This is a genomic window from Affinirhizobium capsici (assembly GCF_977018625.1).
Genome location: NZ_CDRNXD010000004.1, coordinates 1,393,103 through 1,407,277 on the forward strand (window position 1 = coordinate 1,393,103; position 14,175 = coordinate 1,407,277).

At 55.3% G+C, this 14,175-nt stretch carries 17 protein-coding genes; 4 read left to right on the forward strand and 13 right to left on the reverse strand.

All coding sequences use genetic code 11. The features are described 5' to 3' along the window. Window positions 1–88 precede the first annotated feature (88 nt). The 7 genes from AC0JZ1_RS10135 to AC0JZ1_RS10165 form a co-directional block, all read right to left on the reverse strand. Complete coding sequence (locus AC0JZ1_RS10135; protein WP_471882250.1) at window positions 89–313, reverse strand: hypothetical protein; 225 nt, start codon at window positions 311–313, stop codon at window positions 89–91. Between the two features lie 144 nt (window positions 314–457). Next, the gene (locus tag AC0JZ1_RS10140; protein WP_471882251.1) at window positions 458–1,402 is read right to left on the reverse strand and encodes an NAD(P)H-dependent flavin oxidoreductase; all 945 of its coding nucleotides are present in this window, start codon (window positions 1,400–1,402) and stop codon (window positions 458–460) included. A 155-nt stretch (window positions 1,403–1,557) separates the two neighbouring features. Then, window positions 1,558–1,707: a hypothetical protein gene (locus AC0JZ1_RS10145; RefSeq protein ID WP_471882252.1), complete on the reverse strand. Its 150-nt coding sequence runs from the start codon at window positions 1,705–1,707 to the stop codon at window positions 1,558–1,560. Window positions 1,708–2,110: 403 nt separating this feature from the next. Then, window positions 2,111–3,025, reverse strand: a complete 915-nt coding sequence (locus AC0JZ1_RS10150; protein WP_471882253.1) for a PhzF family phenazine biosynthesis protein — start codon at window positions 3,023–3,025, stop codon at window positions 2,111–2,113. 247 nt (window positions 3,026–3,272) lie between these two features. Continuing rightward, window positions 3,273–4,499: an aminotransferase-like domain-containing protein gene (locus AC0JZ1_RS10155; protein WP_471882254.1), complete on the reverse strand. Its 1,227-nt coding sequence runs from the start codon at window positions 4,497–4,499 to the stop codon at window positions 3,273–3,275. 432 nt (window positions 4,500–4,931) lie between these two features. Next, window positions 4,932–5,951, reverse strand: a complete 1,020-nt coding sequence (gene ilvC, locus AC0JZ1_RS10160) for a ketol-acid reductoisomerase (RefSeq protein WP_471882255.1) — start codon at window positions 5,949–5,951, stop codon at window positions 4,932–4,934. A 29-nt stretch (window positions 5,952–5,980) separates the two neighbouring features. Then, entirely contained in the window at window positions 5,981–6,619 is a 639-nt protein-coding gene (locus AC0JZ1_RS10165; protein WP_471883415.1) for a TetR/AcrR family transcriptional regulator C-terminal domain-containing protein, read from the reverse strand. Between the two features lie 163 nt (window positions 6,620–6,782). On the opposite strand from AC0JZ1_RS10165, the gene AC0JZ1_RS10170 reads away from it, so the two are divergent. Beyond that, window positions 6,783–7,142 (forward strand): DUF4087 domain-containing protein, encoded by a 360-nt coding sequence (locus AC0JZ1_RS10170; protein WP_471882256.1) that lies wholly within the window; start codon window positions 6,783–6,785, stop codon window positions 7,140–7,142. Here AC0JZ1_RS10170 and AC0JZ1_RS10175 read toward each other — a convergent pair whose 3' ends face one another. Next, window positions 7,143–7,550: a winged helix-turn-helix transcriptional regulator gene (locus tag AC0JZ1_RS10175; protein ID WP_471882257.1), complete on the reverse strand. Its 408-nt coding sequence runs from the start codon at window positions 7,548–7,550 to the stop codon at window positions 7,143–7,145. Between the two features lie 128 nt (window positions 7,551–7,678). Here AC0JZ1_RS10175 and AC0JZ1_RS10180 point away from each other — a divergent pair, with 128 nt between their 5' ends. Further along, window positions 7,679–8,560: an SDR family oxidoreductase gene (locus tag AC0JZ1_RS10180; RefSeq protein WP_471882258.1), complete on the forward strand. Its 882-nt coding sequence runs from the start codon at window positions 7,679–7,681 to the stop codon at window positions 8,558–8,560. A 59-nt stretch (window positions 8,561–8,619) separates the two neighbouring features. Here AC0JZ1_RS10180 and AC0JZ1_RS10185 read toward each other — a convergent pair whose 3' ends face one another. Next, complete coding sequence (locus tag AC0JZ1_RS10185; protein WP_471882259.1) at window positions 8,620–9,372, reverse strand: pyridoxine 5'-phosphate synthase; 753 nt, start codon at window positions 9,370–9,372, stop codon at window positions 8,620–8,622. A 351-nt stretch (window positions 9,373–9,723) separates the two neighbouring features. On the opposite strand from AC0JZ1_RS10185, the gene AC0JZ1_RS10190 reads away from it, so the two are divergent. Further along, a complete protein-coding gene (locus AC0JZ1_RS10190; protein ID WP_471882260.1) occupies window positions 9,724–10,305 on the forward strand; it encodes a MerR family transcriptional regulator in 582 nt (193 codons plus the stop codon). A 15-nt stretch (window positions 10,306–10,320) separates the two neighbouring features. On the opposite strand, the gene AC0JZ1_RS10195 is transcribed toward AC0JZ1_RS10190, so the two are convergent. The 4 genes from AC0JZ1_RS10195 to nthA are packed head-to-tail and all read right to left on the reverse strand — an operon-like array spanning window position 10,321 to window position 13,101. After that, window positions 10,321–11,445 (reverse strand): ATP-dependent DNA helicase, encoded by a 1,125-nt coding sequence (locus AC0JZ1_RS10195; protein ID WP_471882261.1) that lies wholly within the window; start codon window positions 11,443–11,445, stop codon window positions 10,321–10,323. Between the two features lie 60 nt (window positions 11,446–11,505). Next, the gene (locus tag AC0JZ1_RS10200) at window positions 11,506–11,880 is read right to left on the reverse strand and encodes a nitrile hydratase accessory protein (protein ID WP_471882262.1); all 375 of its coding nucleotides are present in this window, start codon (window positions 11,878–11,880) and stop codon (window positions 11,506–11,508) included. After that, window positions 11,867–12,526 carry a nitrile hydratase subunit beta gene (gene nthB, locus AC0JZ1_RS10205; RefSeq protein ID WP_471882263.1) on the reverse strand — a complete coding sequence of 220 codons (660 nt, stop codon included), beginning with the start codon at window positions 12,524–12,526 and terminating at the stop codon, window positions 11,867–11,869. Before nthB ends, AC0JZ1_RS10200 begins: the two co-directional genes overlap by 14 nt. Further along, the gene (gene nthA, locus AC0JZ1_RS10210) at window positions 12,523–13,101 is read right to left on the reverse strand and encodes a nitrile hydratase subunit alpha (RefSeq protein WP_471883416.1); all 579 of its coding nucleotides are present in this window, start codon (window positions 13,099–13,101) and stop codon (window positions 12,523–12,525) included. The genes nthB and nthA overlap by 4 nt, the downstream gene beginning before the upstream one ends. A 218-nt stretch (window positions 13,102–13,319) precedes the next feature. On the opposite strand from nthA, the gene AC0JZ1_RS10215 reads away from it, so the two are divergent. After that, window positions 13,320–14,165 (forward strand): aldo/keto reductase, encoded by an 846-nt coding sequence (locus tag AC0JZ1_RS10215; RefSeq protein ID WP_471882264.1) that lies wholly within the window; start codon window positions 13,320–13,322, stop codon window positions 14,163–14,165. Window positions 14,166–14,175 lie beyond the last annotated feature (10 nt).

Genomic DNA, 14,175 nt, shown 5'->3' on the forward strand with positions numbered 1-14,175 from the left:
GTCACATCGCCAAGCTCTTACAAATAAATAACCCGCCTTACGGCGGGCTATCAGGTCCGAGCAGATCGCCTGTAGGCGGCCTTAGCTTTCAAGGCTGCACAGCGGCCCTATTTACAAGCTTCAACGTATGATCTGGCTGCACAACGAAAGTTTCCGCGTAGGTTTGCCCACCCTCATCCACCTTCTGAGAAACGGTCGAGCCAATCATATTGATGCTGAGACGCCCTTCGGTGGCGTGGCCAAGCTCTGCTGCAAAAGAGAGCGTGCTTGCGCCAAAAACAATAGCCAGGCTTGCAAAAATCATCTTCTTCATTGATCTAACTCCTTGATTAGCAGTATCGGCGGAGTTGTCGGTACTGGTGCATGGGCGCCTTCAATAGCAGCGCCTGATCAAGGATTTGGGGAGATTGCTGCGGCAAAACAACGACGGCAGCAATCACCTTTTTGTGCGCAATACTCAGCTTAGGGAAAGGAACCTGTCTGAGCCAGCCTGCGCAATTGCGGCTGCGTATTCGCTTTTCAAGCGATTGCACAGTTCTGCCACCGACGGAATGTCGTGGATCGATGTAACACCCTGCCCGGCTGACCACACATTCTTCCAGGCTTTTGCTTCATTCGCCATATCCATCGGACCGTGAGAGACGAGGTTGTTGGGGTCGAGCCCCGCCGCCACAATACTGGGCTTCAAGAAGTTGGCGTTCACGCCGGAAATTGCATCCGTGTAGATGATGTCGGCAGACGAGGCCTCCATCGTCATGGTCTTCTGCGCTTCTGGCACCATTGATTCGCTCGTAACAAGGAAGCGCGTGCCGAGATAGGCCAAATCTGCTCCCATCATGCGGGCAGCAGCGATGTGTGCACCTGTGCTCATGGCACCGGACAGCAAGATCGTTCCGGAGAAGAAAGAACGGATTTCAGGAATGAAAGCAAAGGGGCTCAACGTTCCCGCATGGCCACCTGCGCCGGCACATACGGCGATGATGCCATCCACTCCAGCTTCCACCGCCTTTTCCGCATGTCGCCGGTTGATGACATCATGAAATACGAGGCCGCCATAGGAATGAACGGCCTTCACCACATCCGGCACAGCTCCAAGCGACGTGATAACCAGTGGCACCTTGTGCTCCACCACAGCCTTCAAATCAGGCTCTAGCCGAGGATTGGACCGATGAACGATAAGGTTGACGCCGAAGGGTGCTGCATCTGGAGTAGCTGCCAAACCCGCTCGGATTTGGTTCAGCCAATCGACGAAACCATCCGTGCTTCGTTGATTAAGAGCGGGAAAAGTTCCGACCAGTCCCGCTTTACAGGTCTCGACCACCAAATCAGGACCAGATGCAAGAAACATGGGCGCCGCCACAGCGGGTAACTTGAGCCCCTTGAATTGCGTTGGAATTGGCATCGTTCCTCCCGAAGTCTGCAATTTAATTGGTTGGTCGAACTATAAACCGCAGTTTACGTAAACGGCAATATGGGGAGCGATGCTTTAGTGCTGCGAACAAAAATGGCGGCAGTCTAGTTTGACCGCCGCCCCTGAGCATTTGCAAAAAGTGAATTTCAGTGGCCGCGTGCGGCTGCCACCATCTCCCGCAACTGGTCTTCCGTCCGCACACCTTGGCGGTACAGCTCGATGGTGATGGCGGCGAGCCGGTTGGTCTCTTCCTGATCGTCCTCAGGGCAGATCTCAGCCTTCAACCGTTCAAACACCTGCTGGCACCTAGCCAAATCTTCAGAGTTCAACGGTTCCTCGCTACGCCTCTTCTCACTCCTGATCATGCGCACTCCTGAACTGCATGTAATTCGACCACCGCGGTGGCGGTGAAGCCGACCTACGTATAAATATCGCGGTGTTCATTGATTTAAATCGTTAGGCACGCTCCCGTGATCGGGAGTGAGCCGCACATCCGCAATCCCTCAATTATAGGGGGGCATTACCGGGATCGTCCCACAGGGTTCAGCACAAAAACGCTTGCACGACGCCAAGCGGGAAGGCTCTGTCGTGCGCGTCGAATGGTACTCATGCCTGAACTCATCATTAACCTTCTCCCGTCGGCACCCGACAACGCACTCGAGAGCATTCGGTTCCGCGAAATTCAGATTATTTTGCCCGCTAGAGAAAGAGTTCGCCGGCCGCAACTTTAACGGCTTGGCCGCCAATGCGTGCACGCGAAATGGCCGTGTCCTTAACGTCTACATGAAGATGAATATAGGAGGGACGCCCCATTTCCTGGCCCTGCTCGATGAGAAGCGGATGGTGTCCGTCTGGCAAGGCGTCAAAGCGGTGAATTGCACCAGCAAGGGCTGCAACGGCGCCCCCAGTTGCGGGATCTTCTGCAATTCCCATATCAGAAGTGAACATGCGCGCATGGAAGCGGGCATTATGATTCACACCTCCTCGGCAATAAATATAGGCCGATGCGAGACGCCCCTCGACCAAGGGGGCTGCACGTTCCCAAAGCATTGGATCGAACTCGACTGCCTGGACCTTTGCCAGATTATGCACGGGCAGCATGAGGAAAGGCACGCCTGCTGTCCAGATCGATGGAAAGTGATTCTCGAAACCAAGATCGGAAAGCTTCAGGCCAATGGCATCGGCCAGCCCCTGACGATCCAGATTGAGTTCGATCTGAGAAGGGTTTCGCGGCAAGTCGAACTCGGCAAAGCTGGCCTGATCCTTCGATAGTTTTACCGCACAGCGAACTGGCCCAACCGTTTCCTCCAGCACGAAGACAGTATCCACCTCCTGGCCCTCACCTCGATTCATCTCGGTCAAGGCGATCGCCGTGCCAACGGTCGGATGCCCGGCGAAGGGCAATTCATAAGCCGGTGTGAAAATACGCAGTTTTGCGGCATGCGTTGAGTTCTGCGCATCCACCACGAACACAGTTTCGGAGAGGTTCAATTCCTTGGCCACGGCCTGCATCTGATCGTCTGACAGATGATCGCCACCGAAGATCACAGCAAGTGGATTGCCCTGCAGACGGGTATCGGTGAAGACATCATAGACGACATAACGCAGGACCACATGAACCTCCAATGATTGAGCCGAACGGCAATCGGGCATGAACCTGCCCCAGCCAGACCAGAGGTTCAACCCACTGATTTTCCAAGTCCCGCGAAAAAGAATGAAAGTGCTATTCAGCAAACTTGTTGGCATGCCCCTAAAGCGGTGGATAATCAGCACATTCAAACCCGTGTCGGGACCGCCAAAAAACAAATAGGGCTCCGCCGCGAACGGCGAAGCCCCATTCAATTATCTCCGGTCCTTCGGCTCAGGCAGCCTTGGCATCCGCACTGCGAATCAGGCGACCAAGACGCTGGATGCCTTCCTCAATCATCGCCTCATTGGCGCAGGAGAAGGAAAGACGCAGCGTATTTTCACCAGAACGATCTGCAAAGAAGGCCTGCCCTGGAACGAATGCGACCTTTTCGGTCTCGATGGAACGGGCCAGAAGATCCGCACCGTTCAGCCCCTTCGGCAGCGTGACCCAAACGAACATGCCGCCTTCCGGCTTTGTCCAGCTGGTGCCCGCAGGCATATATTTTTCCAACGCGGCCAGCATCGCATTACGGCGGGCGCTATAGGCTGCACCGATCTTGGCGACCTGGGAATCGAAAATTCGCTCGGCAACCGTTGCAATGGCAATCTGGTTAATCGTGGAGGAGTGTAGATCTGCGGCCTGCTTCATCAGTACGAGCTTGCGGATGACCGACATATTGGCCACTACGAAACCGACGCGTAGACCGGGTGCAAGTGTCTTGGAGAAACTGCCGGAATAGATCGTACGTGTATTTTCGATACCGCCCTTGCGCGCAATTTCGAGCGCCAGGATTGGAGGAATTGCTTCGCCATTGTAGCGGAGCGACTGGTAGGCACCGTCTTCGATGACGGCGATATCCAGTTCATCCGCCAAGTCGAGCAGCTTTTCACGCGACTGACGGTCAACAGTTTCACCCGTCGGGTTGGAAAAGTCAGCCGAGAGATAGGCAAACTTTACCTTGCCGCCATTCTTGGCTGCGGCTTCGCGGTAAGCTTCCGGCGTGCGGTTACCACCAGGCGTCAGCTGATCATAGTTCGGTTCGTAGGCGTTGAATGCCTGAAGCGCGCCGAGATAGGTCGGCCAGGTGACCAGTGCCGTATCCTGCGGCGACAGGAAAAGCTTGCCTAGATAATCCAATGCCTGCTGCGAACCAGACGTGATGAAGACGTTATCGACCGTGCAATCAATACCGATCTTCTTCATTTCGCCGACCAGCCACTCGCGCAGCGGCTTATATCCTTCGCTGACCGAATACTGCAGAGCTGCATTGACCTGCGGGCTGGTGAAGATTTCGGAATAGGCGTCCTTGAAAGCTTCATCGGGAAACAGTGCCGGATCAGGAATTCCGCCTGCGAACGAAATGATGTCTGGCCGCTCAAGCAGCTTCAGCAATTCGCGGATTTCAGATGCGCGCATCCGGCTGGAGCGCGTCGCAAATATATGATCCCAATCAAGCACCGGCGTTTCCTCTTATTTCGTTCTTTCGGCTTTTTCTTTCCTTGAATACCGAAAGGTCAACAATACTGACCTATCGGAATTCCTCCTCCCGCGCAAGCGCGAATGTGCACGGTACGAGGTCAGGAAAGTCAAAAATCAGGCAAAAATCCAGTGGAAATGAACGGATTTATCACAGACTGCGAAGATCGCAGTTTTCGCAATCACTGGCTGCCAAGATCAGCAATCCGGCATCGGCAAGTCACAGAGCCAACGCACGAAAATTGCGTGAGTTGCCCGCGCAATTAGAAAAGCCGACGGTGTGATCACCGTCGGCCAAATTCAATTCCAGAAGACAAGGATGGCTTGGTTGAGGGCCTTGTCGATCAGCTTGTTCTTGCCGAGCCCCGTATCGCCGAAGGCGTACCAGCAGCGATGCCTGGATCGGCAGGACGCTTAGTTGACGGCCTTGTCGACCAGCTTGTTCTTGCCGATCCATGGCATCATGGCGCGAAGCTTGGTGCCGACTTCTTCGATCTGATGGCTGTCGTTCATGCGGCGGATACCCTTGAAGCGGGCCGCACCAGAACGGTATTCCTGCATCCAATCGGAGGTGAACTTGCCGGTCTGAATGTCGTGCAGAACGCGCTTCATTTCTGCCTTTGTTTCCGCAGTGATGATGCGCGGACCTGTGACATACTCGCCCCACTCAGCAGTGTTGGAGATCGAGTAGTTCATGTTGGCAATGCCGCCTTCGTAGATCAGGTCCACGATGAGCTTCACCTCGTGCAAGCACTCGAAGTAAGCCATTTCAGGTGCGTAACCGCCTTCAACCAGCGTCTCAAAACCAGCGCGGATAAGTTCGACGAGACCGCCGCACAGGACAACCTGTTCGCCGAAGAGGTCGGTTTCGCATTCTTCCTTGAAGTTGGTTTCGATGATGCCGGAACGACCGCCGCCAACGCCGCAAGCGTAAGACAGAGCGAGTTCAAGCGCATTGCCAGAAGCGTTGTGGTGAACGGCAACGAGGCAAGGAACGCCGCCGCCCTTCTGGTATTCGCCGCGAACCGTGTGGCCAGGACCCTTCGGTGCAATCATGACAACGTCAACAGTGCTCTTTGGCTCAATGAGGCCGAAGTGAACATTGAGGCCGTGGGCGAAAGCGATCGCTGCGCCATCGCGGATGTTGCCAGCAATGTCAGCCTTGTAAATGTCAGCCTGCAATTCGTCTGGCGTTGCCATCATCAGAAGATCGGCCCAGGCAGCAGCTTCAGCAACCGTCATAACTTTGAAGCCATCGGCTTCAGCCTTCTTGATTGTCGGAGAACCGGACTTCAGAGCGATAACGACGTTCTTGGCACCGGAATCCTTCAGGTTCAGCGCGTGTGCGCGGCCCTGGCTGCCATAGCCAACAATGACGACGTTCTTCGACTTGATGAGGTTGAGATCTGCATCCCGATCGTAATAAACGCGCATCTTATGTGGTCCTTCCCTATGCGAGTTGTTTAAAAATTTGAGGAAACGCGAACTGCGCTCTCGGTATGAGTGGACATGCCATGCAGCGCGAGAAAGGCATCCACTGCCCTCGCCGCTTGGCGTGCATTATCTTTCAAGCCCTTCTCGCCCAGCAGCATGCGAACATGCAAATCTGAAACGATCAGACCGTAGAGTGTGTGATAGGCGCTATCCGCATCGGAAAACCTCAAGAGACCTGCACGTCGGCCAGCCTCCATCAGGCTGATGGCGCGCCGATCGATCTGGCGACGGCCGTGCTCGATCAGCAACCGGCCCAGCTTCGAGCCTTCGCGGCTGGCTTGACCGATGGCAAGACGGTTCAAGGCCAGTGAAACTTCACCGGACAGAACTTCCAGCAAATCACGGCCAAATGTTTCCAGATGCTCGCGCAGAAGATCAGCGGTCAGCTTGCCACTGCCCCGCTCAAAGGTTCTAACCTTGCTGGCTTGAAATGCGATCATGGCAGCCAACAGGCCGTCACGATCACCAAACCATTTATACAGGCTTTCCTTCGAGCAGTTGGCCGCACGCGCCAGGCCGGATGTCGTAAGCGCCTTCTCGCCACCATCGACCAGAAGCTTGAGCGCCTGTTCCAGAACAGCGTTCTGGCGCGGCGAAAACTCTGGCATCTCGGGCAATTCGGCGGTCACGGCTCAATCTCCTTACAGTACCGTACGGTACGGTTCCGATTGTTTAGAGACGTTTTCGAAGATCGTCAATAGCCTGATTACGGGAAGTGGAAAGAATCGCAGAAGACACGTAGAACAGATCCAAAAGGGGTGGAGGTATATGATGACACGCATGTTAGCATGGGCAGGATTGTTGGCGCTGACAGCCGTATCAGCTGCTTCCGCCAAGGAGACGCGCTGCGGATGGGTACAAAATCCAACGCCTGGCAATTACTGGCTGGATGACCGGGACGCCTCCTGGACTATCGTCACGCAGGGTACCGATCCACAGCCAAAGGGTGCTGATCTGCTACCCGACTTCACCGCAGGGGAATTCGTTCAGACAAACGGCTATTACGGCTACGCCTGCGCTTGCATGTCAGTCGATGTGGATCGTAAGCAAGAGCGCATCACTCAGATCTTCTCGGTTAAGCAACTGCCGCTTTCAAAGTGCAGGAACGATCCGAAAATCCCCAAGGAGTAGTCAGCCCCTCTCCGTGTCGTCAAATTGATGACGAGCAGCCCGAACGGCAGGATGGTTACGCTCGGCCCAGATGATCACTTGCGAAAGCGCCGCGAACAGGGAGAAGCCCAGCGGCGTCATGCTGTACGCCACGCTTGGCGGCTTGGTGGGAAACACGGTGCGATCGATATAGCCATCGCGTTGCAATTCCCGCAGTGTCTGGGTCAACATTCGCTGAGAAATATCCGGCACCAGCCGCCGCAGCTCACCAAAGCGGTAAGATTGCTCTGAAAGAGCATGAAGAAGCAGCACAGACCATTTTCCGCTGATCTGGCTCATCACATCCCGAACCGGGCATTTTTCAAAGTCTCCACCCGACATGTCACAATCGGAAAGTCGAAACCCGACTTCGCTGACACGCTTATCCATGCTGGTTCCCTTTTCGTAACGATGTGCGCAGAAACTGCCTTCTTTACAGTTGCTCTGTCAATTCTCAAAATAGCGCTAGTCTCAAAAAGAGACCAACATTCTCACATGAACGAGGAAGGCACAAAGACGTGGCAAAAATTCTGGTTACCGGCGCATCTGGCCAACTTGGCCAAAAAGTCATCGAACATCTGGTTGCGGATGGCAAACTAGCAAAATCAGATATTATTGCAGCCAGCCGCAGTCCTGAAAAGCTTGGTGAATGGCAGAAGGCGGGCCTTGAAGTGCGCAAGGCCGACTTTGACGATGCATCCGAAATGGAGGCTGCTTTCCATGGTGTGGATCGGCTTCTTTTGATCTCCACCGACGAACTGGCTGTTCCCGGCAAGCGTCTTCAACAGCACCAAGCCGCCGTTGAAGCAGCGGTGAAGGCAGGCGTGAAGCATATTTTCTACACCTCGATGCCGAACCCCGACAGATCGCTAGTGACATTTGCGCCCGACCATCTTGGCACCGAACAGGCGATCAAGGAGAGCGGCCTGCCCTACACCATCATACGTAATTCCTGGTATCTCGATAACTACTTCATGAGCATGCCGCATAACCTCGAAGTGGGTACCTGGTACACCGCGACCGGAGATGGGAAGGTAGCAAACATTTCTCGTGACGACTGCGCCGCTGCTGCGGCCGCTGCTCTGGCCTCCCCGCCGGCTGGCAACGCCACTTTCACATTAACAGGCACAACATCTCTCTCAGCCGATGAGATTGGCAAACTCGTTTCGGATGCCGCCGGAAAGCCGCTGAATGTTGTGAAAGTCACCGATGACCAGCTAGCAGGCGGTCTGCGCGGGGCGGGGCTACCGGATTTTGTCGTTTCCATGCTGGTTTCCGCCGATGCCAATACGCGGGCTGGCAACTTCGATGTAGTGACCGGCGATTTTGAACGCCTGACGGGCAAAAAACCTCAGAGCGCCGCTGAATTCTTTACCGCTCACAAAGCGCTTCTCGGCTGAACATCCCGCTCAGCCAGAGAAGACGGTCGGAAGCTGCCCACCTTCCGACCGTCATTTTTTTAGAGCTTCTCGCCACAGGCGCGACGGAAGCGGCGAACAGTTTCAGCCATTCCATATTCCAGGGCATCTGCCGTGAGCCCATGTCCAATGGAGACTTCCGCAAGGTTAGGGATACGTTTGGCCAAGGCTGGAAGATTAGCTACGGTCAAGTCATGACCAGCATTGACGCCCATACCTTCTGCCTCGGCGGCATCTGCTGTCCGGCCCAGCAGCTCCAGCAAGCGCGCACCCTCTGCAGGGTTATCAAAGCAGCCGCCGTAAGGGCCGGTGTAAAGCTCAATGCGATCTGCTCCGGTCTGCTTGGCAAGCTTAACGGCTTCGACATCGCCGTCACCATCAGCAAAGAGAGAGACGCGCATCCCGCCCTTCTTGAGGCGCGAAACGACCTCGTGCAGCATGTCGCCACGACCGCGAAAATCCCAGCCATGGTCGGAGGTTGCCTGTGCAGGATCATCCGGCACCAGTGTGACCTGCTCCGGCTGTGTTTCCTCGCAAAGCAGGAGAAAATCCTCGCTCGGATAGCCTTCAATATTGAATTCCGTGGTTGGAAATTCATCATCAATCAAGGCGCGCAGCTCTGGAAGGTCGGTAAAGCGAATATGCCGTTGATCAGGTCGCGGGTGGACCGTCAAACCATAGGCGCCAGCCTGCAACGCTATCCTGCCAATTCCCACGACGCTCGGCCAAGGTAGATCCCGACGGTTGCGAAGCATGGCGATTGCATTGAGGTTCACGGAAAGCTTGGCCGGCATGTCGTTTTCCTTTGATGTTCAAAGACCTGTCTAATGCCTGACCACAGACGGAGCAACGGGCAAAAAAGCCTATCAATAAGTGGGGGCTGGACCAGCAGCGCTATAATTTCTCGTGATAGTAGAATCGCACTAGTATCTTTCTCATAGATTTATAAAAATCAACCTACGTAGAGAGTAGCGCGTGAGTTGTGGGGGAGCACGAACGCCGGTCCTGTAAGGATTTCGATCGGCCTTTCGCCTAAAGGGGCTGAAGTAATGCAGACTGATATTTTCTACAGGACTCCAAATCATGAGAGGGCGACCACTGGTGCCCATTTGTTTTTGCCACATATTTCAGATGCAGCCGTTGCCATGCAAGCACCTCTTGCTATCGCAGATATGGCAGAGCTTTTTGGCGTGACGCATCGCACTCTGCATTTCTATGAGGAAAAGGGGCTGATCCTCCCGCAGCGGCTTGGCGCCATGCGGGTGTATGCGAGCGATGACATTCGGCGCATGGAGGTGATATGCGCCTGCCGTGAAGTCGGCATCTCTCTCGTCGGTATTCAGGAGCTGATGCAGCAGTTCAGTGAAGCCATTTCGCAGGAAGAGGTAGACAGGTTTTTCCACACAGCTTTGGAAACCCGCAAGCGTGAACTCACTGCGGATATGTCCACCATTCACCGGCAGGTCCAACAGATTCGGCTGCTGATCAACGGCCCTGGCCGCGCAAGCGACAAAAGCACGGAGACGCTTCCCATTCTCAACGAATTGGAGCGGCAATGTCTGTTGCTGATGACGGACGGCATGAAGGGGGCGGAGTTGGCGAAGGCTCTGCACCTGACGTCAGGCAGCCTTCTTGATCTTGAAGATAGTCTTATCAAGAAACTTGGCGTTGCCAATCGCTATCAGGCCGCCGCCAAAGCGCATATTCTGGGAATATTGCCGAACTGATTTGCAAGGTAGACTCTAGCGCACGATTGTCAGTGTCTGCGCAGCACGTGTAATGGCAGTGTAGAGCCAGCGTTCACGCGTGTCGCGAAAAGCCCAGCTTTCATCGAACAGAACAACATTGTTCCACTGCGAACCCTGCGCCTTATGCACCGTCAGCGCATAGCCGTAGTCGAATTCATCATAGCGTTTGCGGGTGGACCAAGGGATCTCGCCCTCGTCCTCGAACGTCTGCTTGAGCAGTTTGATCTTGGCGGCACCGCGATCCATATCGTCGTCTTCCGGGCGAATCATCAGATTGATGCCGGGCTTTACGGTTTCACGCGACGAACTCATGACCTGCCAGAGAGAGCCGTTCAGCAGCCCCTTGGCCGGATCGTTGCGCAAACACACGAGCTTATCCCCCGATTGAGGATAGGCCTGGGAAAAGCCCTTCAACTCGCGAAGACGCTGATTGTAGCGGCGGCGTGTCTTGTTCGTGCCAACAAGAACCTGATCGGCCTCAAGCACGAGTGTCTGGTTCACGGCGTTGCGGGAAATAACCTGCGCCGTGCCGTAATCTCCAAGCGGAACCTCCCTGCCCTCCCGCACTTGCATGGCAAGCTGAATGATCGGGTTATCGCGAGCCTGACGGTGAATTTCAGTCAGCAGGTAATCGGGCTCCTGCTCCGTAAAAAAGCCGCCCCCAGTGACGGGTGGCAACTGGCCGGGATCGCCAAGCACAAGGATGGGGGTGCCGAAGCTCATGAGATCGCGGCCGAGCTGCTCATCCACCATGGAGCATTCGTCAATCACGATAAGTGCTGCCTTGGCGACGGGGCTTTGCCGGTTGATGGAGAACATTGGCGCGACGGATGTCTTGCCGGTTTCTTCATCTTCCACCTGCTCCTCACCACGTGGGCGATAGATCAGCGAATGGATTGTTTTGGCATTAGACGCCCCGCGTGAACGCAGCACCTGCGCCGCCTTGCCAGTAAAGGCCGCGAACAGCACGTCTCCATCCACATTTTCTGCGAAGTAACGAGCCAGGGTCGTCTTTCCCGTTCCGGCATAACCGAACAGACGGAAAACCGGGCTACGGCCTTCCTTCAACCATGTTGAAACGGCCTTGAGGGCCTCATCCTGCTGTGGTGCGAACTGCATGCCCTTCTTTCCGGGATTCGGAACAGAATAGCAACCTGAAACCGACTGAGGAGCAGAACTTTACCGCCTCTGCGGATCGTTGCAGAGCTCGATAGCTTGACCATGCGGCGTGGCTTCTGCGGCGCGTTTCCAGCCTTCCTGCAGAGAAAGAATAGATGCCTGTTCGGCTATGCCTTTTTCCACGAGAAGCTGTGTGAGGGCGGCCAGCCATGCTTCAAAATAATCGGAACCATCCGCTGCCCGCTCCGGCAGATGCACCTGTGAGGACAAGACCTGCGCCCACTCGTGCCAAGTAAAAGCACCGCGTTCATGCAGATGAACAGTGAGTGCAAAGGCCTGTGCCTGCCAGGGTTCGGCAAAGACAGGCTCACCCTCCGGGCTCAGCGGCAGGCCCGGTAAATCCCGTAGAGGGCTTGGAGCTTCACACTGGCTCAAGGTAGCTCTCCCAGGCATCGATGGAGATTGTGAGGCTCGGGTCACTGCCCTGCCCCCAGATTTCCGGTCCTTCGAACACGACCGTATAAACCCATTGTGGGTTTTCGCCATAGCCATGAGCGTTATCATCCGCGAAAACGAAAGAGCCTTGAACTGCCTCTATCACGCCGATCTTATCTCTAGCATAGCGCGGTAGGCGGGTATGACCTGTTGGATGCGAATTCAAAGTGCGCACCGACTGCCCAACACCAAATCTGGGTGGTTCGGAAACCGGTCTGTCGCAGGGGCCGCCCTTCGCCAGAACGGCTGGCACCATATCTGCCTTCAATACGCGCTTTGGTGCGGCACCATCAGTCTTGCGATGACCGCTCATTATCTCGTCTGGGGTGACGAAACCATGCCGCTCCAGCAGCACTTCCAGCGCACGAATCCAGATTTCATAATAGCTTGCGGAAAGATAAGCGGCTGGCGGAATGCACTCGCGGGCATGTCGGCTTTCATCGATAGACCAAGCGCCGAAAGCACCACAGGAAAGGGTAATTCCGAGAGCTCGCTTTTCCCATTCCGCGTGGAAATAAGGCTCATCCACTTCCGGCGCCACGGGTCCAAAACCCATCTGGCCGCCCAGATCATGCGGGCCGTTCACGCCGCACCGTCCCGAACGGATTTGGCAAGCCCCGTTCCGATCATACTGTCACGCGTTACCAGGTCAGCCAGTTGATCCTCGCCCCAACCTTCCGTACCTTCTGGCCGCTGCGGCACGACGAGATAGCGTAGCTCGGCTGTGGAATCCCAAACGCGGATTTTCTGGCTGTCAGGCAGCGTCACGCCAAACTCCGCCAGCACTCCTCTTGGATCAATGACTGCGCGAGAACGATAGGCTGGCGCTTTATACCACACCGGCGGCAGCCCGAGCACCGCCCAGGGATAACAGGAACAGAGCGTGCAAACGACCAGATTGTGGGTTTCATCCGTGTTGAACACTGCGCGCATATGCTCGCCCTGCCTGCCGGTGAAGCCGAGGCTTGCAATGGCCGCCGTCGCATCCCGCAGGAGCCAATCGGCGAAATCTGGATCGCTCCAGGCTTTCGCGACCACTCTTGCGCCGTTTCGTGGGCCAATCTTGGTTTCATAGGTTTCCACGATGGCATCCAGCGCTGCCGGATCAATCAAGCCCTTCTCTGTCAGCACCGTTTCCAATGCCCGAACCCGGGCCTGCATATCGGAATAGTGATTATCGTGATGGTGGTCATGATCATCGTGATGGTGATGATCGTGGTCATGGCTCGTCACCGGCTGTTCCTTTCGGCGGGTATGAGCGGCCAATTTAAGCGAGAAGCGTTCGTCATGCCAATCGTGGGATTTGATGATTTTGCGCTTGAAATTGATGGATGATGCGCAAAGGTAAGAGCAAGACAGCCAAACGAATGGAAGCTCCAATGCGCGACGACATACCCACAGTCACTTTTGCTTCCGGTATCACAGTGCCCGCCATCGGGATCGGCACATGGAAAATGGGCGAAGACGCAGCCAATGTACCGAACGAGATTCGCAGCATACAGGCGGCTGTGGATCTTGGCATGAGCGTGGTGGACACGGCGGAAATGTATGCCGATGGCGCTTCTGAAAAGATCGTTGGCGCAGCCATCGAAGGACGGCGAGACGACGTATTCCTCGTCAGCAAAGTCTATCCCTGGAATGCAAGCGTTGAGGGTGTTCAACAGGCTTGCGAACGCAGCCTCAAACGGCTGGGAACAGAACAACTTGATCTCTACCTCCTGCACTGGCGCGGAGAATTTGAACTGGAAGACACTGTAGCAGGCATGGAAAAACTGCGTGACCGCGGCCTCATCAAAGCGTGGGGCGTTTCCAACTTTGATGTCAAGGATATGGAGGAGCTTTTAGCTGTACCTGCAGGCAAGAATTGCGCAGCCAATCAGGTGCTTTATAACGCGGATAGACGTGGAATAGAGTTTGATCTGTTACCTTGGCACCAGGAACACGCCATGCCGTTGATGGCCTACTCACCGCTTGGGCAAGGCGATCTTTTAAGGCATCCAGAGATTATCCGCCTCGCCAAATCCTATCAGGCAACACCGGCACAGGTGGCACTAGCCTTCGTGCTTGAGCGGGAGAACGTGCTGGCAATTCCAAAAACCGGCAAGCCGGAACGCGTAGCCGAGCTTTTGGGATCACTTGAGCTCGATATTACCGATGAAGACTGGATGGAGCTGGATCGCACCTTTGCTCCGCCGTCTAGCAAAACGCCGCTACAAATGCTTTGACGCGCCGCGC

Excerpts from the sequence above, each read along its gene's own strand:
- AC0JZ1_RS10135 (WP_471882250.1), bottom strand. The coding sequence starts at position 313 with ATGAAGAAGATGATTTTTGCAAGCCTGGCTATTGTTTTTGGCGCAAGC.
- AC0JZ1_RS10140 (WP_471882251.1), bottom strand. The coding sequence starts at position 1,402 with ATGCCAATTCCAACGCAATTCAAGGGGCTCAAGTTACCCGCTGTGGCG.
- ilvC (WP_471882255.1), bottom strand. The coding sequence starts at position 5,951 with ATGCGCGTTTATTACGATCGGGATGCAGATCTCAACCTCATCAAGTCG.
- AC0JZ1_RS10165 (WP_471883415.1), bottom strand. The coding sequence starts at position 6,619 with ATGCCAGAGTTTTCGCCGCGCCAGAACGCTGTTCTGGAACAGGCGCTC.
- AC0JZ1_RS10170 (WP_471882256.1), top strand. The coding sequence starts at position 6,783 with ATGACACGCATGTTAGCATGGGCAGGATTGTTGGCGCTGACAGCCGTA.
- AC0JZ1_RS10175 (WP_471882257.1), bottom strand. The coding sequence starts at position 7,550 with ATGGATAAGCGTGTCAGCGAAGTCGGGTTTCGACTTTCCGATTGTGAC.
- AC0JZ1_RS10185 (WP_471882259.1), bottom strand. The coding sequence starts at position 9,372 with ATGCCGGCCAAGCTTTCCGTGAACCTCAATGCAATCGCCATGCTTCGC.
- AC0JZ1_RS10190 (WP_471882260.1), top strand. The coding sequence starts at position 9,724 with ATGCAAGCACCTCTTGCTATCGCAGATATGGCAGAGCTTTTTGGCGTG.
- AC0JZ1_RS10195 (WP_471882261.1), bottom strand. The coding sequence starts at position 11,445 with ATGCAGTTCGCACCACAGCAGGATGAGGCCCTCAAGGCCGTTTCAACA.
- nthA (WP_471883416.1), bottom strand. The coding sequence starts at position 13,101 with ATGCAGGCCCGGGTTCGGGCATTGGAAACGGTGCTGACAGAGAAGGGC.
- AC0JZ1_RS10215 (WP_471882264.1), top strand. The coding sequence starts at position 13,320 with ATGCGCGACGACATACCCACAGTCACTTTTGCTTCCGGTATCACAGTG.